At 39.4% G+C, this 24029-nt stretch carries 21 protein-coding genes; 10 read left to right on the plus strand and 11 right to left on the minus strand.

Going from position 1 to position 24029, the window contains the following annotated elements; all coding sequences use genetic code 11:
- Positions 1-47: 47 nt before the first annotated feature.
- The gene (locus tag H6G77_RS16725) at positions 48-710 is read right to left on the minus strand and encodes a TMEM175 family protein (protein WP_190590744.1); all 663 of its coding nucleotides are present in this window, start codon (positions 708-710) and stop codon (positions 48-50) included.
- A gap of 100 nt (positions 711-810) precedes the next feature.
- Positions 811-2181: a cytochrome P450 gene (locus H6G77_RS16730; protein ID WP_190872170.1), complete on the minus strand. Its 1371-nt coding sequence runs from the start codon at positions 2179-2181 to the stop codon at positions 811-813.
- Positions 2182-2313: 132 nt separating this feature from the next.
- On the opposite strand from H6G77_RS16730, the gene H6G77_RS16735 reads away from it, so the two are divergent.
- The gene (locus H6G77_RS16735) at positions 2314-2946 is read left to right on the plus strand and encodes a TetR/AcrR family transcriptional regulator (RefSeq protein WP_190872171.1); all 633 of its coding nucleotides are present in this window, start codon (positions 2314-2316) and stop codon (positions 2944-2946) included.
- A 396-nt stretch (positions 2947-3342) separates the two neighbouring features.
- Here H6G77_RS16735 and H6G77_RS16740 read toward each other — a convergent pair whose 3' ends face one another.
- The 5 genes from H6G77_RS16740 to H6G77_RS16760 form a co-directional block, all read right to left on the minus strand.
- Positions 3343-3534, minus strand: coding sequence for a hypothetical protein (locus tag H6G77_RS16740; RefSeq protein WP_190590747.1), 192 nt, complete (start codon positions 3532-3534; stop codon positions 3343-3345).
- Between the two features lie 326 nt (positions 3535-3860).
- The gene (locus tag H6G77_RS16745; RefSeq protein ID WP_190872172.1) at positions 3861-4526 is read right to left on the minus strand and encodes a PAP/fibrillin family protein; all 666 of its coding nucleotides are present in this window, start codon (positions 4524-4526) and stop codon (positions 3861-3863) included.
- A gap of 52 nt (positions 4527-4578) precedes the next feature.
- Positions 4579-5115 (minus strand): bifunctional pyr operon transcriptional regulator/uracil phosphoribosyltransferase PyrR, encoded by a 537-nt coding sequence (gene pyrR / locus H6G77_RS16750; protein WP_190590749.1) that lies wholly within the window; start codon positions 5113-5115, stop codon positions 4579-4581.
- 49 nt (positions 5116-5164) lie between these two features.
- On the minus strand, positions 5165-6121 hold the full coding sequence (gene cbiB, locus H6G77_RS16755) for an adenosylcobinamide-phosphate synthase CbiB (protein WP_190590750.1): 957 nt from the start codon (positions 6119-6121) through the stop codon (positions 5165-5167).
- A 225-nt stretch (positions 6122-6346) separates the two neighbouring features.
- A complete protein-coding gene (locus H6G77_RS16760; protein WP_190590751.1) occupies positions 6347-6790 on the minus strand; it encodes an RrF2 family transcriptional regulator in 444 nt (147 codons plus the stop codon).
- Between the two features lie 437 nt (positions 6791-7227).
- Between H6G77_RS16760 and H6G77_RS16765 the strand changes: the two genes are divergently transcribed.
- Complete coding sequence (locus H6G77_RS16765) at positions 7228-7641, plus strand: AbrB family transcriptional regulator (protein WP_190590752.1); 414 nt, start codon at positions 7228-7230, stop codon at positions 7639-7641.
- A 58-nt stretch (positions 7642-7699) separates the two neighbouring features.
- Here the strand turns inward: H6G77_RS16765 and H6G77_RS16770 are convergent, their stop codons facing one another.
- Positions 7700-9598: a chloride channel protein gene (locus H6G77_RS16770; protein WP_190590753.1), complete on the minus strand. Its 1899-nt coding sequence runs from the start codon at positions 9596-9598 to the stop codon at positions 7700-7702.
- Between the two features lie 797 nt (positions 9599-10395).
- Here H6G77_RS16770 and H6G77_RS16775 point away from each other — a divergent pair.
- Complete coding sequence (locus H6G77_RS16775) at positions 10396-10776, plus strand: hypothetical protein (RefSeq protein ID WP_190590754.1); 381 nt, start codon at positions 10396-10398, stop codon at positions 10774-10776.
- 277 nt (positions 10777-11053) lie between these two features.
- On the opposite strand, the gene H6G77_RS16780 is transcribed toward H6G77_RS16775, so the two are convergent.
- Complete coding sequence (locus H6G77_RS16780) at positions 11054-11539, minus strand: allophycocyanin (RefSeq protein ID WP_190590755.1); 486 nt, start codon at positions 11537-11539, stop codon at positions 11054-11056.
- 854 nt (positions 11540-12393) lie between these two features.
- Here H6G77_RS16780 and H6G77_RS16785 point away from each other — a divergent pair.
- Positions 12394-12795: a fasciclin domain-containing protein gene (locus H6G77_RS16785; protein WP_190590756.1), complete on the plus strand. Its 402-nt coding sequence runs from the start codon at positions 12394-12396 to the stop codon at positions 12793-12795.
- Between the two features lie 376 nt (positions 12796-13171).
- On the opposite strand, the gene H6G77_RS16790 is transcribed toward H6G77_RS16785, so the two are convergent.
- On the minus strand, positions 13172-14791 hold the full coding sequence (locus H6G77_RS16790) for a glycosyltransferase family 39 protein (protein WP_190590757.1): 1620 nt from the start codon (positions 14789-14791) through the stop codon (positions 13172-13174).
- Positions 14792-15200: 409 nt separating this feature from the next.
- On the opposite strand from H6G77_RS16790, the gene H6G77_RS16795 reads away from it, so the two are divergent.
- Positions 15201-16778: a hypothetical protein gene (locus H6G77_RS16795; RefSeq protein ID WP_190673345.1), complete on the plus strand. Its 1578-nt coding sequence runs from the start codon at positions 15201-15203 to the stop codon at positions 16776-16778.
- Positions 16779-17408: 630 nt separating this feature from the next.
- Complete coding sequence (locus H6G77_RS16800; RefSeq protein ID WP_190872173.1) at positions 17409-18206, plus strand: sulfite exporter TauE/SafE family protein; 798 nt, start codon at positions 17409-17411, stop codon at positions 18204-18206.
- Between the two features lie 36 nt (positions 18207-18242).
- Here the strand turns inward: H6G77_RS16800 and H6G77_RS16805 are convergent, their stop codons facing one another.
- Positions 18243-18908, minus strand: coding sequence for a cadmium resistance transporter (locus H6G77_RS16805; RefSeq protein ID WP_190590760.1), 666 nt, complete (start codon positions 18906-18908; stop codon positions 18243-18245).
- A gap of 23 nt (positions 18909-18931) precedes the next feature.
- Here H6G77_RS16805 and H6G77_RS16810 point away from each other — a divergent pair, with 23 nt between their 5' ends.
- The 4 genes from H6G77_RS16810 (at position 18932) to H6G77_RS16825 (ending at position 24028) form a co-directional block, all read left to right on the plus strand.
- Positions 18932-19615 (plus strand): cadmium resistance transporter, encoded by a 684-nt coding sequence (locus tag H6G77_RS16810; protein ID WP_190872174.1) that lies wholly within the window; start codon positions 18932-18934, stop codon positions 19613-19615.
- A 456-nt stretch (positions 19616-20071) separates the two neighbouring features.
- Positions 20072-20878 carry a GNAT family N-acetyltransferase gene (locus tag H6G77_RS16815; RefSeq protein ID WP_190673351.1) on the plus strand — a complete coding sequence of 269 codons (807 nt, stop codon included), beginning with the start codon at positions 20072-20074 and terminating at the stop codon, positions 20876-20878.
- A gap of 174 nt (positions 20879-21052) precedes the next feature.
- Positions 21053-22663: a glycosyltransferase family 39 protein gene (locus H6G77_RS16820; RefSeq protein ID WP_190872175.1), complete on the plus strand. Its 1611-nt coding sequence runs from the start codon at positions 21053-21055 to the stop codon at positions 22661-22663.
- A gap of 216 nt (positions 22664-22879) precedes the next feature.
- Complete coding sequence (locus H6G77_RS16825; protein WP_190872176.1) at positions 22880-24028, plus strand: hypothetical protein; 1149 nt, start codon at positions 22880-22882, stop codon at positions 24026-24028.
- The last annotated feature ends 1 nt before the right edge of the window (position 24029 follow it).

The following is a 24029-nucleotide window of genomic DNA, read 5'->3' on the forward strand; positions in this document are numbered from 1 at the left end:
CCTTTGAAATTATTCTTATAAATGATTGGCTAAATTCAACAAATTTATCACAACAAATCATCCGATTTATTTAAATATTTTTCCAACGGAGAATAGATAAAAAACAGCAACACCCAAAAATAGTCCCATAACTCTTGGTTAAGATATGCCACCCCAATGGAAATCAATGCACATATCGGTTCAATTAAGGCTTTGATTTTGATTGAGCGAATTGTTGCATCATCTAAATCGCTATCTACTAATTTGCGATCGCCTGTCGCATAAGACCAACTTAGCCAAGAAACAAACCCAATGACAGCGATATTTAAACTAAACCAAACTTTGACCAGAAAATTATCTGGAAAGGTTATAACTAAATCATTAGATAAAGGCACTAAAAACAAGACCATTAAATACCCTACAGAAATCCACAAATGGTTTTCATCAGTTCTCCGCAAATACTTTAATTGTCGGGAGTGGGAAATCCAATAAGTTGCGACTAAAACAAAGGTGATAGTGTATGTTCCTAAAGGTTTTAACTGACTCCACAAAAACCCATTGATATCACCATCAGTCATGCCTTTAGCATCTTCTGGTAAGTCAAATGCAATTACCATTAAAGCCATTGCAAAAGCAAAAATAGAATCACTTAAGCGTGCCAAAGATAAAATACTTTCGGAACTATTTTGAGTGCTTTGAATAATCTGATCTTGCTCTATTAATTCCTTCATAATTTCATCACCTTTACAACTGAGAGAAAAATAGATACCCGACTGATTGAAGAAGTCGGGTATCTGACCGCAACCAACTTCTCATAATTTGAAGTAAATTCTATGCAGCTGCTTTCAAGAGAAATTGAATACCGTGTCTGGCGCGGAGGGTAATAGATATCTGAAGTTCAATGTTTTGATCGCTAACGAGATCCAGTTGGAATTTTTGGGCGATCGTTGCTAGTAATAAAACAGCTTCCATCAGGGCGAAACTCTTACCAATACAAACACGCGGCCCATCACCGAAGGGGAAATACACACCACGAGGTAATTGTTTTTCCATATCATTAGCCCAGCGTTCTGGCTGAAACAATTCTGGTTCGGAAAAATAACGCCCATCTCGGTGCATAGCCCATTGACTAACGATTAAGTTTGTTCCTTTGGGAATAAAATAACCACCAATTTCACAATCTTGGGTTGCTTCCCGTGAAATTTCGGTTACAGGGGGATACAGCCGCATGGATTCTTTAATCACCCAATTGGTATAAGTTAACTGGGGTAAATCAGCTAGGGTGGGTGTGCGTCCGTTTAACACTGTTTTCAGTTCTGCGCTGAGTTTTTCGCGGACATCGGGATTTTGCGCCAATTGCATGAATGTCCAAGAAAGGGCGTTAGCGGTGGTTTCGTGTCCTGCCAAAATTAATGTTACGGCTTCGTCTCGCAATTGTTTATCAGTCATGCGGCTACCATCATCCGCATCTTCGACTTGCATCAGCATTCCCAATAAATCTTTGCCTGTTGTCCCACTGGCGCGACGCTGTTTAATGATGGCATAGATTGTTTCATCAAATAAGGCGATCGCTTCTTGGTAACGTCTCTCCATCTCCTCAGCACTCATTTCTTGGGTATTTTGTTTTATGTCCCCAATTTCCGACAGCGCAGACATGATATCTTTGGCTGTTTGATATTCAAACCAGTTCATTGTTTCATCCAGCGCATTACCAACACTACCTGCGGCTGTATCCTGTAAATTCTGATCAAACAGGGTTTTCATCACGATGTCGAGGGTGAGGCGCATCATGGCTGCTTGTATATCCTTCACCTCCCCATCTTGCCAAGTTTTTAACATTTGCTCGGCATAATCCACCATCACCGCACCATAACTGTTAATCTGCTGTTGGTGGAAGACGGGTTGGGCTAGTCGTCGTTGTCGCAACCAAAAATCACCTTCACTGACTAACAAGCCATTACCTAGCACTTCATGTATTAGTTGCAGGTCTTTTGTTTTCACAAACAAGAGTCTGTCTTTTAACACTTCAGTAATATAGTCGGGATTGGTTAACAGACAAAACCATTGATCATCAAATTTCAGAGGAACGATACCTTCATATTCTTGGGTACAGCGTTGCATAAATCCCAGATGATCGCGGCTGTATTCTTCTAATGCGGTTACAGGATTGGGATGGGGTAGGGTCTGTAAATTTTTGCTCATTGTCAGAGACTCCATTTCAGTTGCTGGTTTATGTGAGCGAAGCTCATATTTAGATAATATGAGCGTTATTCATATTTGTCAACTAGAATGTGAGTAATCCTCAAATATTTATTTTCATTCTGGAGATTATGTATGACTCAAAGCCCCTCAAAGCCAGTGGGAATGCGCCGCCAACCCCGACAAGCCCGCAGTCAGGAGCGAGTCAACCGGATTATAGATGTGGCAGAAAAACTGTTTATTACCCAGGGATATGATGCGACTACGACCAATGCGATCGCCTCTCAAGCTCAAATACCCATCGGTTCACTCTATCAGTTTTTCCCTGATAAAACCGCCATTGTGCAAGCTTTAGCCCTGCGCTACAGCAAACTTTTACATCAAAGATTGGCAATACTCAATCATCCTGAATGGGCAGAATTACCCTTATCTACCCTGGTTGACCATTTGATTGATATCAGTGAAAAATTTTTCTGGGAGTATCCCGGCTACTATGAGATTTTCATGCAAGTCCAAGGTGTGATACCGGAAGTGCAAGCCATTGAAGATGCGGCTGATACGGAACTCATGGGAGATTTGGCTAGTTTACTTGCACAACGGGAAGCAGGGTTAGATCAGACTGATTATGAAGCGATCGCCTTTGTCTTGGTAAAAGCGATCGGTAATTTAATGTGGCTTTCCCTCACTCAAGAAAAACCTTTTCGACAACGGCTGATAGCAGAAATGAAGCGATTCACCCTCAGTTACTTGCAAAACTACTTAGAGTAGACAATTGTGTAATATTTTTGTATTATGTAAGTAATACTAAGAATCCCAAGATGACAAAAATCGATGAGTTACAGATTTTCTTTCAAGAACGCAGTGCAGAATCAACCTGCCAGGGGTTCAGGTAGAGCTATTGTTCTGTTTGCTATTTAGACTAGTACAACAAGGCAAAAGGAAAAAGAAATAATAACGATACCGCAAGACTTTTAGCAATTTCTTATGGTCACTGAGTTTCGGCTTCGCTCAACTACCGCGTAGCCGAAGTGTGGTCTATTTATTTACGCCATATTGTACTAGAGCGTTTCTCAGTTGAGTGCAGTACACGTAGATGGGGGATAGAGGCTAGAGGCTAGAGGCTAGAGAAATTTACCTCAGATGTGGAGTGTCAGAGTTTCTGAATTAAGAACCTTGTTGAATCCACTCCCGCCCTGCTTTCTCCGCAGCTTCGGGTGTAAAGTAAAGTTTGCGCTCACCAAAAACTTCACCACCAGGACTAATCAAGCGAAACTGCCAGCAATCAATCTCTGTGTAAAACACCAACAGAATCATCTGATGAATGGCAACAGCTAAATGAATTTTGGTAGTAGTCATTAGTGGTAGCTCAAACTCTACCCTTGTTTTATCAAACTATCTACAGGCAAAAATGCGATCGCTTCTACAAAATTCAATCTCCTGAGCCTTCTGGTAAATGCTCAGATTTAACGTGGTAAGTAGTTAAACATAATTAATTACACAAAGTCATTGCGAATGGAGCGAAGCGAAATGAAGCAATCCCAGCCCTTGCGATTGCTTCGCTTCGCTCGCAATGACTGTAATTAATTTTGCGTGGTTACTTATGCAACTTTCTCTCAAACCTAACCCCCAACCCCTTCCCTACGTTCGCGCAGCGTGTCGCAGACAGGGAAGGGGGGCAAGATTCAAAGCCTCTCTCCGCTTCGGGGAGAGGTTTGGAGAGGGGTTTCAATAATAAGTCGCACATCGCGTGATTTAGTCAGAATAAACAAACTACCATCACCGCCACGTCCAATTCTTAAGGTTTCATCCAGGTAAGTAATGTCAAGGGTGGCGACTCTACCAGCAGGATTGTTAGCCGGAATCACCTTAAATGGATTGAGTTGCGGAGTATTAATCCCAATAATCTTCTCAACTGATAGGTAGCGTTTGTCAAAATAGACGTTGATGCGTTTGTCGGCTACAGGCTCGAAATTAGCGGTGACTCTTACATATCCTGATACTAGCCCCAGAGCATGTTTCACTTGAGCTAAATTGAAAAATCTTTTATTGCCAACATCAATCACTTGATAAACTCTACCTACCTTTAATCCTAATGGCAAGGAAGCTAAAGAACGGATTTCTCTGGCGGTGGAGTATTGCAATTGCCAAGCACCATCTAGCAAGGAAATCGCAGATACAAGCGGATGAGGGTAAGGATTAACGCTTTCTAGTTCTGTGGTTAATTGTTCAATTTCTGCGGCTGTAGTTTTGTCTAGCTGCAAATTGGTTATGGGAGAGCCATCACTGTTGATTTGGATGTTCTGAAGTGAGGCGTGCAATTTTTCTTTTGATAAGAGTTGATTAGTCAAGGGTTAAAACCTTCCTTTACTTGATACTTTGACTCCACAGTACAGAATTGACTTAATCTCCAATTAACTCCACTGCATCTCGCCCATCTAAATCTTGTAAATAAACTTTGACGACTTCTTCTTTAGCGGTGGGTAATTGTTTACCAACAAAATCTGCGTGAATTGGTACTTCTCGATGACCCCTGTCTACTAACACTGCTAAACGAATAATTTCTGGTCTACCATATTCAGTCACAGCGTTTAAAGCAGCGCGAATGGTTCTACCTTTGAAAATGACATCATCTACCAAGACGACGGTTTTTCCAGTCAAGTCAAAGGGAATGTTGGTTTTAGCAGGAGTCCGTAAGCCAATTTTGTCAAGGTCATCTCGATAAAAAGTAATATCTAAGGCTCCTACAGGTACGCTTACACCTTCTAGGGTTTCAATTTGACGTGCTAATAGTTCTGCTAAGGGTACGCCTCTAGTATAAATACCCAGAAGTACCAATTGTGATAAATCGCGCGATCGCTCGACAATTTGGGAAGCCAAGCGAGTTAAGGTACGCCGTAAATCTTCTGATGAGAGAATTTCAACTACTTTTGCACACATAAAAAGTTTGGTTAATAGTCAATAGTCAATTGACTGATTACTTCTATCATTACCTGTTTGGCAGCAAGAATAGTATAGCGATCGCTATTCCTAACCACAATAAAAAGCTGTAGCGCGTTAGTTGCAAAGCTTGATTAATGCTAGTCGGCGTAATTGGGTAAATGGCATCGCCTAACAAGGGTTTTTCTTTTGCCACACCCCGATACCAATTTATGCCACCCATCTGCACGCCCAAAATTGCCGCATAAGCACATTCACTCCAACCAGAATTGGGACTGGGATCTAAAACGGCATCTCTGCGACATATCCGCCAAACATGCAACAGCTTACCCGATAACAGTGCCAAGGTAATTACAGTTAAACGACAAGGTAGCCAAGTTAAATAATCTTCCAACCGGGCGCTAAACCAACCTATATAAGTGTAAGGCGCTTCTTTATAACCCACCATTGAATCTAAGGTACTGCTGGCTTTATAGGCCAAAGCCAAAGGAACTGCACCTAAATTTGGCAAGCAAGCACCAACAGCAGCATAAAACAATGGAGCCATAACTCCATCGGTGGCATTTTCGGTGACTGTTTCTAACACAGCCCGCAAAATTTCTGCTTCTGAAAGGTTTTGGGTATCTCGACCAACATAATTACTTAAAGCTTGACGCGCCTCGGATAAATTACCCGCAATTAAAGGTTGTAAAACATCAGTGGCGGCGGTTCGTAAACTTCTCAAGGCAAAACAACTAGCCAAAATAATACTTTCTATAACTATGGCCAATATTGGATGTAACCATTGGGCAACTTGAATGATTAACCAACCGATGCCACCACTACCAATAATTACAATCATCGCCAGGAAAATTCCCGCGATTCTTTGTGTTATGGAATTTTGACATATCGATAATGCAAATTTTGTGAAGCGAGAAATTATCCATCCCATAACTTGGACTGGATGCGGCCAACCCCAAGGATCACCTATTAAGAAATCTAAAATTGCGGCGATGATTAATGTCATTTGTCCTTTGTCCTTTGTCATCAGTCATTGGTCGGGAGTATTGCTAATGACTAATGGCCATTGACCCTCCGAATTTTAGATTTTGGATTTTGGATTCTTTAGGGTACAAGCCCCACCCCATGTGTCTGTAAAAATCTAAAATCGTTAATCCAAAATCCCCAAGCCCCGCACCCTTGTGGTCGGGGTCAATCCAAAATCGCAAATCTAAAATCCAAAATTACTTGACTAAACCACAAAACTTGCTTCTTCTCCTAAAGATGCTTGCCAACTGCGGGCATCGTAATAGAGATCAGCTAGGGTAATACTGTATAAAGCTTCTTTAAGTTTTTGGTTGAGTCTTTGCCAAAGAGTGTATGTTACCCAATCTTCTGCTTGTATTGGTGTTGGGTGGCGATCAGGAATATGGGTAATAGTTTCACCGACGGCTTCTAATATTTGTCCGATAGAGATTTCTTTGGGTTCTCTTGCTAGTTGGTAGCCACCAATGCTGCCCCGAATTGATTTGACTAACCCCGAACGGCGCATTTCTATTAGTAATTTTTCCAGGTATGGTGCTGGAATGTCTTGACGTTGAGCGATCGCTCTGACAGATACTGGCCCATAATCTGGCTGTAAGCTTAAATCTAGCAATGCTTTGACACTGTAATGTCCTTTGGTAGTTAGTTTCATTATTTTTTAGTCAAGAGTCAAAAGTCAATAGTCAATGCTCAATGGTCAATAGTCACAAGTTAGAAAATTACTAATAAATAGATTTTGCCTTTGACTGTGGACTATGGATTATTGACTCAAAATCAGGGTTGCTTATCATCTTATGTTCCCAGAAGCAAGCTGACTGAGTAGATAAACTTTTTTGCCTTAGTTTAAAAAACTTAAACAATTATAGTTTAGCAGTTTTTTCCAAACTATATATAGCCATCAGCATTAGTCGATATCTAAACAATAGATTGTCTTGACATTATTGATAATTGTGCAACAATTCTGGCTAGGATTGTAATATACTTGGCTAGGTTGATATAAAAACGAATGAATTTTGTTCCTATCAACTCAACCTCAGCTAAAATAAAATCGATTCAACTACTTCAACCATTCATTTTCAACCTAAGTTGATGCCTAAACAGAAAAAAATTGAACCCCTAGTTGGGGAGGATCTGCTCAAAAAAGTCAAAGAGCTAGAGAACCTTAGCAAAGAAGAAAAAGCTAAGGAGTGCGGCTACTATACCGTGACCAAAAATGGTATAGAGCGTGTCAATATGATGAAATTTTTGAATGCTCTCATTGATGCTGAAGGCATTCAGTTAGATAGTGCGCCGAATGCAAATGGACGCGGTGGACGCAGTGCCAGCTATCGGATTAGTGTGCAATCTAACGGTAACTTACTGATTGGTTCTGCTTACACAAAACAGATGAATCTCAAGCCCGGTGACGAGTTTCTGATCACTTTAGGTAAGAAACACATTCGCCTGCGCCAAGTAGATCCAGAAGACAGAGAAGGTATTGAGGAAATCGAAGCCTCAGCATAATAAATAGTCAAGAGTGCAAAGTCAAGAGTCAAGAGTCAATAGAAATCATGACTATTAACTATTGATCATTGACCATTGACTTTTGACTAAAAATATATTGGTGGAGTGTTTTGCGGGTGACGGCTAAATTGCAGGTTAAGGCAATTTGCTCTTTTTCTAATAAACCCAAAATCCGCTCTTGGTTGTCTCTAGCTACCACTGGTAACTGATGCAAACCACGCAAAGCCATTCGATCTAAAGCTTCAGATAAAGGTTCATCCCGCCAAGCATAGAGAATTTCCGTGGTGCAAATATCCATGAGAGTTTGATTGGATAATTCACCAGTATTTTCTGTGGCAGAGTTTTGGTAATTTTGCCAGCGAGTCAGAGCGCGATTAATATCTTCTAAAGAAATAATCCCGACTAATTGCTGGGCTTCATTAATTACTAAAGCACTGCGTGTGCGATCGCGGGTCATTTCCATCGCGGCTTCTAACAATCCTAAAGTTGCAGGTAATTTTTTTGGACAGGAAAGTACAGCATCTTCCACTAAAATTTCCTGCACAATTTCTGCTTGCTCATCTTTTAAATCGGCTAAACCAAATTGTTGCAGCTTTGAGTTAGAGTTAACATTTGGTTTAATTTGATCTATCAACCACACACTTAAACCCACCGCCGCCATTAACGGTAAAACAATGCGGTAATCACGAGTTAATTCAAACAGCATAATAATCGCAGTTAATGGCGCTCTCACACTAGCCGCCAACACAGCCGCCATCCCCACCATTGCATAAGCTGGGGGTGCAGCCATGTATGCGTCAATTCCTGGGACAATGAGACATAGAATTTTCGCATAAGCCGAGCCAAAGGAAGCGCCTAAAAACATGGCTGGGGCAAATAAACCACCCACAAAACCACTCCCCGCACTAATGGCTGTCATGAATAATTTCACTACCAGCAAAGCCAGCAACAGATTTAAGGAAAATTCCACATCTTGCAGCATGGCTTGGACAGTGCCATAACCAATGCCTAAAATTTGGGGAAATTGCAAAGCCACTAGGCCTAAAATTACCCCGCCGATAATTGGGTGAATTGATTTGGGGATACGTTGAAAAAATTCCAAGCCAGGAATTGTGCCAGCAAAGCAGGCTTTAGCTAACCGAATTAACTCGGTATAAGACAAAGAAATTAAACTCGCGCCCAAACCCAAGCCGAGGTACAAAGGTAATTCAAACGGGCTACGGACTTGGTATGCAGGTAAAGTAAAGGCAGGTTGCGCCCCTAAGCCAATTTGGGCAATTAACGCCGCCACAACCGCCGCGAGTAACACCACACTCACCGCCGAAGTGGCAAAAGATGTCGCCCCCATAACTACTTCTAAGGCAAAAAATACCCCAGCGATCGGTGCATTAAATCCGGCGGCTAAACCTGCTGCTGCACCAGCACTTAACAACAAACGCTGACGTTCTTGGGAGACTTGAAGAATCAGAGACAACAACATCCCAAAGTTAGCGCCAATTTCCACACTCGGCCCTTCTGGCCCCAAAGAAGCCCCACTTCCCAAAGAAACAGATGCGGCAATCATTTTGGTGACAGGCCTCAAGGGACGCTGAACTGCTGTGCCTTGGGAGGCGGCGATTAAAGTTGACAAACTAGGGCCAAAATCTTGGGTGTGCCAGCGCATTAATCCGACAACTAATCCACCCAGAATGGGGACACAGGCTAAAGTCCAGCCACCCCAAGCACCAATGACACTCATCAAGTCTTCTAGCATCAGATGGTGAATTAGCTCAATTAAATAGTGGAAGGTCACTACACCCATGCCAGTACCACCACCAATTAATATGGCTAAAAACAGCACAACTGTTTCCGGTGTGGGTTGAAAACGGTTTAGGAGATGTGTTAAGCGGTGAGAAGGTGTAGGAAATGCAGGTTGTTCCGTTACCTTCCTGACGTTGGTGGGAGGCAAGAGAGTCATTGAACGGTAGGGGTAAATGTAAGAAAAAATTTAAATAGTTATCTGTTATTTCTCATTGTGAGCCATTATTTATCAACCAGACAAGTAAGTGAGATGAGGTGGATTTATGCAGGAGAATTCAGAAATCAGGAGCCAGAATTCAGTATGTAGACGGCAGTAGCAGCTTAAGCGTGACTATTTCGCGTTTTAACAAATGCTGTGGCAAAACTCCAATTCAATAATTTTACGTAATTAAAACTCTCTCCCTTTGCGGGTAGAGTATTCTGAATTCTGAATTCTGTTTTCTGACTCCTTTTTATAAAGCTTTGATTAAAAAAATATATTGGGTGAAGTTTTCTAGGAGAACAGTCAGATGAGAGAAAATTAATATTCAACGGTCAGCGATCGCTGGTATGGTACAAATTAGCAGTTTCGCAATTTTCTGCCGATAAAATACATTATTAAGGTATTGAGTAGATTTACCATAAGTGAGCAGCAAACAGCAGTCATCCTCACTCAAATCTAGCTATACTCGTGTTGCGACCATTGAGTTATCCCTAGTAGAACACTTAAAGGATGATTGACTGTGCCGATTTTCGATTTGAGATTGCCGATTTTAGATGTTTTTGGTTCATCTGTCGTCACTAGCAGGCAGAATGTATCCAAAATCTTCAACTTCTGCACCCCGTGTTCAGAGTCAATCCCAAATCACTGGCTTCAGTCCGTCATACTCGACTAGTAAGGCTACTGTGCGTTACTCACAAATTCAATATACCTATCTTTATCGAGCAAGTAGATGGACTAGGCGGACAAGGTAAATGAACACACCCATATTTGATAATCATTATGTTACTTGCCCAATTTGCCAAAGAAATGCTAGACCCAAACCAATCAAGGCTTACATAGGTTTATTTACCTGTCCCTATTGCCAGGAAAGATTAGTTGTCTGTCGTAGTGGTCATTATGTCCGCGATCCTTTTACTTTTAAGCATATACTTTTAGCTTCGGCATTGCGTCGCCAAAGTAGCCCCTTGGCAAGAATTATTCGGGATTTTCTGCCGCTAAGACGACCTTTGCTTACTCTAGCACTTGGCGGTGCAGTTTTATTCAGCGCGATCGCCATTATGCAGCAAAACACCAACCATGATGAGTTGGCATTGCCGAAAAACGAAAGGCTTCAAGAAAGGAAGTTGGATTAGGAATGCCAATTAGGCTCTAAGTTTAATTACTCACCTGATCAACAAGATACCCCACGGCTTTAAGCCGTGGGGTATATAAATCACTTAATTTGGACAATCAAGTAATATTGCTAGATATCATGATTGAGTTAAACCATCATATCTATTCGGGTCTTTTTTCTCTTTTTTTTTCTGAGGATCTTTTTTTTGTTTTTTGACTTCTCTATTACCTTTTTTTTGCTTCGACATCATCAATTTCCTCTGTAGTGTTAACTCAAGTAACAGTTGCAACTATCAACTACTGAAGACTAGCGATGAGGTAGTCAAAGTACCCACTGACTTCTTGAGAATCTTCTACTGACATCATCGAGATAGTGGTATTCTTCATTCCACGAATACCTTCTACTACCGCTTCAATGGGAGTACCCAGAGACCGATACATTTCACGAGCGCCTATCACCCCAACCTCTTGGATAGGTGTGCTATCACCAGCAATGATACTGTAAGTGATCAACCGCAGGTAATAATCCATATCCCGCAGGCAAGTAGCAGTCATTTCTTGACCGTAAGCGTTACCGCCAGGTGAGACAATATCTGGACGTTTTTGAAACAGTTGATTTCCAGCTTGCTTAACTATGCGATCGCGATTTGCCGTTAAATCTTGAATCACCCGTAGACGGCGCTCACCACTCTTGATAAAGCTTTTAATAGACGCTAGTTCTCCGGGGTTAAGATAGCGAACTTCTGCATCTGCATTGAGAATTGACTTGACGATCAGGCTCATGAAGAGACTCCTTTAAAAAATTCAGAAAAACCGACTTTTTCGTTTGCCTAATACCAATTTGAAAAAAGAATGCAACAAATGGATGACTCAAAAGCTTACCGATCAACCCTTACCCAATCCAAAATCTAAAATCTAAAATCCAAAATGGTATCAGTTCAATAGACCTCTTGCATGAATCCTTTGGTGTTGCCAACCATATTATTTAAAAGCTCACGCCTTCGCCCTTGGCGTTCCCGAAGGGTAGGCGCAAAGAAAAATGCAAATAAATAACTCTTCAACTATTTGTGTAAGAGGTCTAATAATTCACCGAAATCATGGAAAAAATTTGCAGAGCTTAAATTCTGAATATGAATTAGTCAATTAAGTAATTTTGCCTCTTTAATTTGAATGACAATTATATTTATTGTCTTCAATTTGTCTCGACATTTATTTGTATTACTTTAGACATATTTTGGTTGCCACAATTTAGGTTTCGCAGTCTTTTATCATAAAAATTGATACCTAAAAATGTATCTAATGAGGCTTGTATACCAAAATATTCTAGCTTTTTACGAAGAATATTGTCTACAAAAATCGGGTGTAATCCTCTTAATGTGATTGCTGATTTTTATCACTATACTATGTAGGCTATGTTTCAGCCTACCCGTTTAGTATAGCAGTTATGTTTTACTTTTTACAGATTAGATTTCTTGGTATTAATTAGGTAGGCAAGTGAAAAATAAAATTAGTTTTTTTGTATAAAAAACATCCAGTAATGAGGCTATTTTTTATTTAGACAAATCTGTAGCAAGAAATACTATTTTTTCTAAAGTAGGCTATAGTGATGAGTAGATTACACAAACTAGGTAAAAACCTTGGCTGACATAATTGACACCGCCGTTCAGGCTGGTTCTTTCAATACCCTAGTTGCAGCAATCAAAGCTGCCAATTTGGTAGATACTCTCAAAGGTGCTGGGCCATTTACTGTTTTTGCACCTACTGATGAAGCATTTGCTAAACTACCAGAAGGCACAGTAGATAAATTACTTAAAGACATTCCAAAACTTACGAAAATTCTGACTTACCATGTCGTTTCCGGCAAGGTACTTTCAGGTGAAGTAGTTAAGCTGAAATCAGCTACTACAATTGAAGGTTCTGATGTGAAAATTGATGCTTCTCATGGTGTCAAAGTCAATGATGCCACTGTTGCCACAGCAGATGTTGATGCTGATAATGGTGTCATTCACATTATTGATACTGTATTGCTTCCTGCCTAAGTAAATGCTTAGATAGTAATGCTGAATGTGAGGGGTAGTGACTATTTATTGATGTCACTACCCCTCATAATTTGAGATGTATTTTATGTAGAGTTTTTATACATCATTATATTGTCAGCATGAGTCAGGCATTGAATATTAGGAACTGTGAAGAAGTAGAATGAAGCAGAAGTCAGAATTCAGAATTCAGGAGTCAGAATCAATTAATGGCGGGTCTGAATCACCCACTAGTTGAAAACCGTTAAATCTCCTATTTAGAATAGTAGGTTGGGTGTAGCGATAGTGTCACCCAACAAAGTATGCGTGAATGTTGGGTTCTGTTCCTCCACCCAATCTACACCAGTCTAAGTTGTTACCTTAACTGAACTGTATTGCCTTATAAACGAGGAGTTTCTTTTGTCACTAATTTCCAACCTTCAGCTTGATCAATGATTTTCATGGATTCTAACTGGAGGTTATTTAGTGCGGCAGCATTGAGTAAAAAGTAGGGTTTGCTACTGTATTGCCAATAATATTGCAGTTCGTCAGCCTTAGCTGGAATAATAGTGCGATCGCTGTAAAAATCTAAAGACGAACGATGGTGAGGAAAAGATGTATAAATCTTTTTGACAGCAGGATTCACACGGGCTATCATCGTCGCCACTGGTTTAACTGGATAAGCTTCGGATAATTCCCAAGCCCAATAGTTAGATTTCACTAATAAAAATAATGCAATATAACTTCCCCAAAATAAAATCTTTAAAAATTGCCCATCACCACGTTCTGCTAAAATTGCTGCCAAAATCATCGTGATTGCAACTGCGGCAAAAATCAGTTGTAAATCTGTTTTGGGCGGTATACCCCAACTAAAATACATACTACTCGCAGAAGCCAGAACCGCCAGTACAGACAATCCCACTACCCAACTGCGGGGATAAGATGACAATAAAGGTAAGTTTTCTGTCTCAGCTAATAGCGCCCCAAAGGCTAAAGCTAAAGCTGGGTATATTGGCAAGATATACCAAGGTAATTTGGTATCTAACAAAGAAATACTAACCAAATAAAAGCCACACCATACCTGAATTAATTTCGCCCAACTCAGGTTGCGATTTTCCCAAACATAACGCCAAGTTTGGGGTACAAATAGTAACCAAGGCCATGTCCACTTCAAAAGCTCAATCATGTAATACCAAGGTACTTGATAACTATTGATGAGAAATGTATCAACTTGGCTACGAGATTGATTTTGTAAGCCTACTTTCACCACAGCATAACCATAGTGCGAGATTTGGGCAACATACCAACCTACAGTCGGCAAAATTCCGATTAAGATACCTGTCCAGAAATAGTAACTTGTGAGCAATCTGGGGGTATCCCAAAATAAAAATATCATAGCGATCGCACCCAGAAAAATGCCGAAAAACCCTTGTGTGAGGCAAATCAAGCCAAAACTAATCCCCACGCCCAAGCAATAGCGTAAATCACGGCGCGATCGCAATACACACAGCATCATCACTAGCAAAAAGCAGACTAACACGCCATCACTCATTGCTAATCTGCCATAACGTACCACAGGCAGCATTGTCAGATAAATTAAAGCACTGTAAACCGCCGCCCAACGTTGACGAAAGATTTCTCGACCAATGCAGTAAAGCAAAGGCACAGACAAAGCTGTTAAAATTGCTCCGGGCAAACGTGTTGTCCACTCATTCACGCCGACAACAGCGTAAGTTCCCGCAATTAACCAATGGGCTAGAGGTGGCTTGTTATAGTAGGGTTCGCCGCCTAAAGTGGGATAAAGCCAACGTAGAGAACCTGCGGGTGCATTCCAAATTTCACGGGAAACTTGAGCGATCGTTCCTTCATCCCAATCTCGCAACGGTAAGTTTCCCAGATTGATACTAAATAATAGCACTGCCGCCAACAGCAATACTAATATCCAAACCCAATCAATCCATTTTTCCAGCGCCCGATGCTGCTTTTCTCGATGACCCCAAATAAAGCTTCCTTGTTGCATATTCTACGATCATCATTTTACTTGCTAGTTTGACTTTACTTAGTGCTGAGGAGTCAGTACGTTGCTTACTGAGTCAAGAAAAAGTACTCATTGACCTATGCAGCATTTCAATTTCACTGGAACTAGCGCCTTCATGCTAACGTGGATGGTTTTTCAACTCAGCACTCAGCACTTTCCACTCAGCACTTTGTATTGCATAGAGACCAAAGCGCATCTCTAATGTTGCACCCTGTTACAACATTTGTCTTTACAATTACTAGATTCCCAGGTTAACTCAATTTTCTCTGATTAGCGATAAATTTTTTGAGCAACCCTACTATTTTTTTTCATTTTATTTAACACTCATTGATTGCTAAAAATGATACAACTGTTACCAACCAGGTGTGTATTATTTGTTGGGAAACAATCGATGAGTCTACCTTTTATACTAGATATAACAATTGGATTAGTATTTATTTACTTAATATTAAGTTTATTGGCTTCAGAAATCCAGGAACTACTGACAACAGTATTACAATGGCGGGCTGTTCACTTAAAAAAATCAATTGAAATTCTGATTGCAGGTGATGTCAGCAAATCAGATGATGATAATGTTATTCAACTGGTAAACGACATATATAATCATCCGTTGCTGCAAAGTGTTAACCAAGAAGCTAAAGGATTTTTAACAACCTTACCACGGAAGTTTATTTGGTTATTATCCTCTATTCTGAATAAGATTTCTCTGCCAGGGGAAAAGAGAACTAAAAGTATTTTTGGGTATCTCAGAAATGGCAAAGACGAAGCAAGAAAGCAAAAACATAGTGCGCCTTCTTACATCCCGGCGGAAACCTTTGCGACAACCTTGATGGACACATTAGGCTTACCTAAGCTCGTCCAAAAGTTAACAGAATCAAGACTGATAAATTTTACACATCAGCAATTAGCAGAATTTGAAATTATCTTATCTCGGATAGAAGCGAGGATAGATCATACAGATGCTCATATTCAAGAGTTTTTAGCAAATACTCGTGATGAATTTAATCAAACTGTAGCAGAAAGTTTTAAACTCATTATTGCTGATTTCCAGAAAGATAAAATAGATTTATCTACAAGCCTGAGTCGTATGGCTAAAAGTGTAGATAGATATATCGGCTGTTTTGCTGCTGATATGCCAGAACATGAATTATTAAATAATGCTCTTGGGCGGTTAAAAGTTTTAAGAGCAGATACTTTTGATGATATTGAACAGACAATTTGTTTAAAAGGATTACGCCCTGGGATTAACGAAGTTGTGCAGTTAATTAGTGTTGGTAGTGAAGTCCAGCAAGAGTTTATCAAGGAGTTTCAAGATCAAGATAGCGAAGCATACCAAACATTTCAATATCTCAGCCAAAGATTAGAACAGTTTAGTCAAAAACTACCGCCCTCTGTGGTGGGTAATATGGCGACATTAGCTAAACGCGCTCAACTGAAAGCCAAATCAACAGAGGATGGCGTTAATATATTACGCCGCGAAATTGAGCAAACCTTTAATAACTCAATGGAACGCGCCTCTGGTGTTTATAAGCGGAATGCCAAAGGTGTGGCGTTGCTAATTGGTTTTGCGATCGCTATTATTGCCAATGCAGATACATTCCATATTGTCAGCAGATTATCGAAAGATACCGCAATTCGCACAGCAATTGTCAATAGTGCCGGTCAAATAGTCGAAACTAATAACGCTCAAGATTTAAAACAACTCAAAGAAGCAACCGACCAAGTTTTGACAGATATTTCTCTCCCAATTGGCTGGAACCAAGTCAACCTCGACCAACAAATACCAAAAGCCACTAGAAATAATCAATTTACAATCGCCTTCATCCAACACTATTTAACAATGCTTGCTGGCTGGTTTGTCAGTGGAATTGCCATTTCAATGGGTGCGCCTTTTTGGTTCGACTTACTGAGTAAGGTTGTCAATGTGCGTAATTCCGGGAAAAAACCCGCAGTTCCTAATCGTGAATAAGTATTAAGACTGAGGCAGTCATAGCCACAATTAAGTCAAAAGTCAAAAATTATCCGACTTTTGACTTCCCCGTAGGAGTGCAGATGTTTAAAAACCTCACACCCCTATACCCTTAAACCCCTACACCCCATCTCAACATTCCTGACAAAAAGTTGACAAAAAGTATTTAAAAAACATAAATTCCCCTCACATTGGTGAGAATTGGACAGACATAATACCAATAATTTTGGTAATTATAAATCTAGTCGTAGTACATCTGGTCTTTTCGCTACATCCATAGGACTTACGCAAAAAAACGAAAAAATAAGGTTTTAGAACAGGGTGCAGGGGTATGAGGGTGTAAGGGTGTAAGTATTCAAAACCCCACACCCAATTCCCACAGATATTTTTGCTGCGTAAGTCCTGATCCAGTCAGATTAGGCTAGACGTTTTGTCCTATTTATAGGTAAAATACGGTAAACCAGTCGGCTTATAGTTCTTTGCTAAAAGCACTGTAAAAAAACTGTTCTTCATCTTCAACAAGGATCATCTCTTACCACCAAGAGCTTCCCCTAGCACTTGGCGGTAGTTTTTCCTGCTTTGCTGTAGACAGATTTGACTGTACGAGAAACCCGCATTTTTGGAAGGAGTATGGATTATTTATTATTGCCACTATTAAGCTTCTTGGTGGGCATTGTCGTTGGCTTAACAGGAATTGGTGGAGCTTCTCTCATCACCCCAATGTTGATATTTGTTTTTCAAGTTCCGCCATCAATTGCTGTCAGTTCTGATGTTGTAGCCGCCACCTTAATGAAGGTAGTTGGCAGCATTAAGCATTGGCAACAACAAACCTTAGACGCTGAAGTAGTCAAGTGGCTGGCTTTGGGTAGTGTTCCGGGTTCAATGTTGGGTGTGGGGATACTGCACTATATAAAGCACTCTGGAGAATATAACCTAGACAGTATTTTGCTGCGCTTGCTAGGGGGGACAATTTTACTCATTACTGTACTAGCGTTGGTACAACTGTTACTTTTGACATTTTTTCCTAAATTCAGTTTACCAGAACTACCAAAAATCGACTTAACTACTCATTTAGGTCGTTTCTACACCATACTTTTGGGGTCAGTTTTAGGCTGTTTGGTTGGACTAACGAGTGTTTCTTCTGGTTCGATGTTTGCCTTGGTACTCATAGCCTTTTTCCGCCTTGATGCACGTAAGTTAGTAGGGACAGATATTTCGCAAGCTGCAATTTTATTATTGTTTACCTCCCTAGGACACCTCAGCTTAGGCACAGTTAATTGGAATTTGGTGTTACCGATATGGTTAGGTTCCGTTCCGGGAGTATTGTTGGGTGCAAAAATCTGTCAAATAGCGCCACAACGCCCACTGCGATTTATTATCTATGCAATCTTGATGATGGTAAGTTGGAAGTTAGTTTATCAAGCTTAGTGAAAGACTAGAGGCTAGTGTTCATCATCAAATAAACTATTGACTATTGACCCAAGGTAGTAAGTTGAATGTACCTCTTTCGTACATAATGAATAAACCTAAGCCAATTAAGACAAAAGGCACAATAATTTTACCGTAGCGACTTAAAAGATAAGCAATGGTAGTGTGTTGGCTCAAAAAATACGCAACAGTACACCAAACACCAACCATAATTAAAAATACACTTAAAATTACTCCCAAACTGGCAAAGGTTTGACCAGCAAATAAGGGAATATAAATACTAATATTATCCCCACCATTAGCAATTGTGACTGCGGCAACTTTATAAGTTTGGGGATGCAAAATACTCAAAATTAAAGATAATAATGAATTAACTGGTGAATGCTGTTTAAAATCAGTGTTTACTTCTTGAATGGCGATAGTTTCTTGTTCTCGGTTGAGCAATTGCATCACACCGATCGCAATTGGTAAGATTCCGAGTAATCCTATCCATTCACGCTGCACAACTAAACCCCCAAAAAACCCTGGTAAGCTGGCAATGATGATAGCTAAAAACCCAAGATATTGACCAAATATAATATGCCGCCGTCGAAATTTACCACCTACCTGAGAGAATAGTAGTAGTAGAACTATGATGTCATCAATATTAGTAGCAGAGAAAGCAATGATGCCTTCAAAAAAAGATGTAGCTAAATTATTCATACCCAAGTTTCAGCCTCTAGCAAATGGATGATTTAATTAGTGCAATTAGTACAGGTGTTGTTGCCTTTAGCGCCACTAATATTGATGATATTGTGATTTTGCTACTTTTTTTTTCGCAAATCAATACTGATTTTCGACCGCAACATATTTTTGTAGGACAGTATTTAGGTTTTACTGTCCTAGTCATTTTAAGTTTATCTGGTTTATTTGGTGGTTTTGTTTTAGGTGCTAACTGGTTGGGATTGTTAGGTTTGATTCCCATCGCTATCGGTATTAGTAATTTGATTAATCCAGAAGATGACAATCAAGAAGAGTTGGTAGCAGAAAATTTCACGTCTTCAGGAAGAGATACTATTAGTTTTATCGCTCCCCAGACTTATAGTGTTGCGGCAGTAACTATTGCTAATGGCAGTGATAATATTAGTGTGTATATTCCCCTGTTTGCTAGTAGTAATTTAACTAGCTTTTGGGTAATTATTGGGGTATTTTTTTTATTGTTGGGTGTTTTATGCTACGTTGCTTATAGGTTAGCTGATCAAAAGGCGATCGCAGATATTTTAACTCGCTACATTAATCAGCTTGTACCTTTTATTTTAATCGGTTTGGGTGCTTTTATTGTCTTAAAAACTGGGGCTTTAAGTTTAATCAAATTAGCTGTAAGTTGTTGCTGCTTAGTAGTATTGATGCGAAATGACGAAGCCAGTTAATTTGGCTCATCAGATAGGGTATAAAGGATGAATTCATAACCAGTTTGTATAACATTTAACCAAAAAACACTACATAATCTGAAAATTGTCTATTGACAACAAAATTAATTCATGTATTCGTAAAATTTGTATCTTATTGCCAGATTTTTCTTTAACTCAAAGGCATAATAAAAGCACTCATTTCTCACTCTGGTGACTCTACTAACTTCTCAAATCATGACGGGGAGAGGATTTGTTGATGAAATGGGGAAAATCAATACTGTTTTCAGAAGAGGTTTGGTGATAATTCTCAGATAAACCTGACACGCTACTAATTCAAGATTTATCAAAAGACCTTTCTGGAAATATATCCTAGAAAATCACGCCTGTAACGCTTTGGTATGATAGTGCATCGAATGTTTGAGTAAAGCGTGTGAATTGACTAGGATATCTCCGCACATCTCAGTTGGAAGACAGATGGAAATTTCTTACCGCAACATTCATTATTCACGCAATCTTTCTTCTTCTTGGACAGATTTTCCAGTCCTTCAAACCGACAAGTATATTTTGCGACTGGCTGCAACTGAAGAAGAATTAGAATCTATCTTCCGCTTGCGGTTTGAAGTTTTTAATCTGGAATTAGGCTTGGGATTTTCTAGTTCTAGCCTCACCCAGATGGATAGGGATAAATTTGATGAAGTTTGTCATCATTTAATGTTGATTTCCAAACAAACTGGTCAAACAATTGGCACTTATCGGATGCAAACTTATCAAATGGCATCTCAAGGTTTAGGTTTTGATGCAGCTGATGTGTTTAATCTCAGCACAATTCCTGAACATATACTGCAAACATCGGTAGAAGTTGGACGTGCGTGTATTGCTAAAGAATTTCGTCACAGTCAAGCCTTGTTATTACTGTGGGAAGGACTAGCAAATTATCTCATCTGGAGTAAGAATAAATATTTTTTTGGTTGTGCTTCATTACTCACACAATCTGCGAGACAAGCTGCTTGTGCATATCATTTTTTTCAAAAAAACAATTTCACGCATTCAAGTATTTTAGTATCTCCCAATTCGCCATACAAGTTAGAAATTACGCCACCTAATTTAGATAAATGTCAAGTAGAAATTCCCAAGATTTTACAAGCTTATTTAAGTATCGGGGCTAAAATATGTAGTTTACCAGCGATTGATCGACAGTTTAAAACAATTGATTTTTTGACTATTTCTAATCTAGAAAATTTTACAAAATGGCATTTACCCAAGTGTTTGAAAAATAAATAATTTTACTAGTGTCCGCCATCTTTCATCTCCCTATAAGACTCATATTTGATTTATGAAAAAAATCAGGACACTCAGGTCAAGCTTCTTTCCTACTCCCTACTCCCCATTCCCTACTCCCTGCCTACACAACTAGATTCAGAAATCAAATCGGATTCCTATATAATTTATGTAACTATGCAGCAGAACACCATCATGCCAAGTTGGTTGCGGTTTTTAATTATTGTTTTGCTGGTGATGGCTTTATTGTTCCGCTTTTTTAATCTAGATAGCAAAGTTTATTCTCATGATGAAACATATACATCATTGCGAATTTCTGGCTATACAGTTGCGGAAGTCAAGCAGCAATTATTTAATAATCGTGTAATTTCTCCAGAGAGTTTAACTCAGTTCCAAGGTGTGAATTCCCAAAAAGGACTGAGTGATACAATTATGTCTTTAGCGAAAGAAAATCCGCAACGTACACCACTTTATTTTGCGATCGCGCGATTTTGGCTAGAGATTTTTGGTAATTCAATTACATCGATTCGCAGTTTATCAGCTTGTATTAGCTTGTTAGTATTTCCGGCTATTTATTGGTTATGTCGGGAATTATTTCCTGTATCCTTATCAGTATCTGGGATTGCGATCGCACTTGCCGCAGTTTCTCCAGTTTATCTGATATATGGCACAGAAGCCCAAGAATATATTCTGTGGTTTGTCATTATTATCATTAACAGTGCTGCACTCATCCGCGCTTTACGACTAGAGTCAACATCTGGAGATAAATCAACACCAGATCAGTTTTCTCATTGGAGTCTTTATACAGTCACTTTAGTATTAAGCCTCTACACCTGTATATGGAGTATATTGGTTGCGATCGCACATGGAATTTATGTGATCACAATTGCCGGATTTCGCTTCAATAAAGCTTTTTTAGCTTACCTCTCAGCTTCAGTTGTCGCCTTTTTTGCATTTATTCCTTGGCTAATTATTGGATTAGCCAAATTTTTGCAGTTCTTAATCTCAAATAATGAAGTAAATAGCCAATTACCATCACAGCCTGTATTCCCATTCTTACTAACACAGTTCAGAAGAATATTTTTTGATTTAGATATGATGTTAGATAACAATTACAGTTATCTAATTTTAGGACTTTTGGTAATTTTAGTCGGATGTGCAATTGCCTTTCTCTGTCTGACTGCTAACTATCAAACTTGGCTATTTATTGTAATTTTGATGTTAGTACCATCATTACCATTAATTTTATCAGCCTTAAACTCTGGTGGCATCGAGATAGGTTCTGAGCCATATTTTTTCCCAGCTTATTTAGGTATTCAAATTGCTGTTGCTTATTTGTTAGCTACACAAATTCATAACGGTGGTTTAGCAAGACGCAGAATTTGGCAAATCATTTTATCACTGCTGATTGTTACTGGACTAGTTTCGGCGCGGGTATATTATCAAGCTGGCACTTGGTGGAATAAAGGCGTGAGTTATGATAACTTCCAAGTTGCTCAAATTATTCATCGTTCTTCCCGTTCATTATTAATTAGTGATGGGGAAGAAATTAATTATGGGAATATCTTTTCTTTGAGTTATCTTTTAGATCCAACTGTCCAATTAAAGTTGGTGAAAAATCAAATTATTCCCAAAATTCCCGACGGCTATACCCAAGTTTTCCTACTCAATATTGCTGATACTTGGCGACAAAAATTAGCAACTCAAAACCAAGCTAAAATAAATCTTGTTTATCGAGATGAGTATTACTCACTCTGGGAATTACGCCAACCTCGTAAATCTCCCTAAAGTCTGATTTTGCCAACCATTTAATCTTAAGTAATATTATGATAGTGAGTTAGGCACTAAACTTGTTGACGAAAATATAGCGAAGTGTCATCCAAAATGAAAGCCAGTAGGGTGTGTTAGGCGTAAGCCGTAACGCACCGAAAACTTTGCTGTAGATGTATTACACCGTCGCTAATACATCCTACATATATTTCAAAAATCAAATATGATTCCTATATGAAAAAACTAATTAAACAACCAATACTATTTAAAAATATTAATTTCCCCATAAATGACTATCTTTTTATAATTTTAATGTGGCTCGTGAGCAGACTTGTAATTATTATTGCTATGCAAGTTGTTGCTCCTTTAATGCACACATCACCTGTGCATCCATACTGGCAACCTCCATATCCCCTAGACTATAATCCTGGTTTTTTTCCGCAACCAGGTTGGGAATTATTTTCTCATTGGGATGGCAAGTGGTATCGCAAAATAGCTGTTGAAGGTTATAGCTATGCTAGAGATGGCAATCAATATCCTATTGCTTTTTATCCCTTATTTCCCTTAATTAGTCGTGGATTAATGGTGTTGGGTTTACCCTTTGAAGTAGCGGGTACATTAGTAAATAATTTTGCTTTTTTAGGGGCATTGCTACTGTTATATTCTTGGGTCAAAGAACGTCATGGAAGTTATGTGGCAAAATGGTCAACTGCTGTGATGATTTGGTGTCCGTTTTCTTTATACGGCACAGTTATTTATACTGAAGGTTTATTTTTATTATTGACTACGGCAGCCTTGCGAGCATTCGATAATCGTCAATATGTTTGGGCTGCTATTTGTGGGGCTTTGGCTAGTGCAACTCGCGCCACAGGAATTACATTATTACCTACTTTTATTTTGCTTGCTTGGCAAGAAAAGAAACCATTAAGTGCTTATCTTGCCGGATTTTGTGTCCCATTAGGATTAATTTCATTTAGTGTATATTGTGCCATTGCTTTCAAAGATCCTTTAGCATTTGTGCATATCCAAAAAGCATGGGCGCAACCAAGTTGGTGGGAAATTTTAACTGATGCTATTGCTGTGGGCAAAGACAGTTTAATTAAAGTTGTGATGGTATTTGGTGGCGGTTATATGTTGTGGTATTTTCGCCACCAGTTGAGTAAAACGGCTGTAACCTACGGTTTTTGTTCTTTGTTACTCATCATCTTTTCTGGAGCATTGATGTCTGTTAGTCGTTATGCTTATGGCATTGTGTCGCTTTCATGGGCATTAGGTTTGGTATTTTCTCGCCACAATCGTTGGGGATATGCAATTTTAACTTGGTTTGCCATATCACTTTATACTTACGCTTTTAATTTTTCTATCTGGAATTGGGTGGCGTAAT

Origin of the sequence: Aulosira sp. FACHB-615 (assembly GCF_014698045.1) — a bacterium.
In the GTDB taxonomy this organism is placed as follows: domain Bacteria; phylum Cyanobacteriota; class Cyanobacteriia; order Cyanobacteriales; family Nostocaceae; genus Nostoc_B.

Bases quoted from the DNA above. Each gene is read 5' to 3' on its own strand.
- H6G77_RS16725 (WP_190590744.1), bottom strand. From the start codon at position 710: ATGAAGGAATTAATAGAGCAAGATCAGATTATTCAAAGCACTCAAAAT.
- H6G77_RS16730 (WP_190872170.1), bottom strand. From the start codon at position 2,181: ATGAGCAAAAATTTACAGACCCTACCCCATCCCAATCCTGTAACCGCA.
- H6G77_RS16735 (WP_190872171.1), top strand. From the start codon at position 2,314: ATGACTCAAAGCCCCTCAAAGCCAGTGGGAATGCGCCGCCAACCCCGA.
- H6G77_RS16740 (WP_190590747.1), bottom strand. From the start codon at position 3,534: ATGACTACTACCAAAATTCATTTAGCTGTTGCCATTCATCAGATGATT.
- pyrR (WP_190590749.1), bottom strand. From the start codon at position 5,115: ATGTGTGCAAAAGTAGTTGAAATTCTCTCATCAGAAGATTTACGGCGT.
- cbiB (WP_190590750.1), bottom strand. From the start codon at position 6,121: ATGACATTAATCATCGCCGCAATTTTAGATTTCTTAATAGGTGATCCT.
- H6G77_RS16760 (WP_190590751.1), bottom strand. From the start codon at position 6,790: ATGAAACTAACTACCAAAGGACATTACAGTGTCAAAGCATTGCTAGAT.
- H6G77_RS16765 (WP_190590752.1), top strand. From the start codon at position 7,228: ATGCCTAAACAGAAAAAAATTGAACCCCTAGTTGGGGAGGATCTGCTC.
- H6G77_RS16770 (WP_190590753.1), bottom strand. From the start codon at position 9,598: ATGACTCTCTTGCCTCCCACCAACGTCAGGAAGGTAACGGAACAACCT.
- H6G77_RS16775 (WP_190590754.1), top strand. From the start codon at position 10,396: ATGAACACACCCATATTTGATAATCATTATGTTACTTGCCCAATTTGC.
- H6G77_RS16780 (WP_190590755.1), bottom strand. From the start codon at position 11,539: ATGAGCCTGATCGTCAAGTCAATTCTCAATGCAGATGCAGAAGTTCGC.
- H6G77_RS16790 (WP_190590757.1), bottom strand. From the start codon at position 14,791: ATGCAACAAGGAAGCTTTATTTGGGGTCATCGAGAAAAGCAGCATCGG.
- H6G77_RS16795 (WP_190673345.1), top strand. From the start codon at position 15,201: ATGAGTCTACCTTTTATACTAGATATAACAATTGGATTAGTATTTATT.
- H6G77_RS16800 (WP_190872173.1), top strand. From the start codon at position 17,409: ATGGATTATTTATTATTGCCACTATTAAGCTTCTTGGTGGGCATTGTC.
- H6G77_RS16805 (WP_190590760.1), bottom strand. From the start codon at position 18,908: ATGAATAATTTAGCTACATCTTTTTTTGAAGGCATCATTGCTTTCTCT.
- H6G77_RS16810 (WP_190872174.1), top strand. From the start codon at position 18,932: ATGGATGATTTAATTAGTGCAATTAGTACAGGTGTTGTTGCCTTTAGC.
- H6G77_RS16815 (WP_190673351.1), top strand. From the start codon at position 20,072: ATGGAAATTTCTTACCGCAACATTCATTATTCACGCAATCTTTCTTCT.
- H6G77_RS16820 (WP_190872175.1), top strand. From the start codon at position 21,053: ATGCAGCAGAACACCATCATGCCAAGTTGGTTGCGGTTTTTAATTATT.
- H6G77_RS16825 (WP_190872176.1), top strand. From the start codon at position 22,880: ATGAAAAAACTAATTAAACAACCAATACTATTTAAAAATATTAATTTC.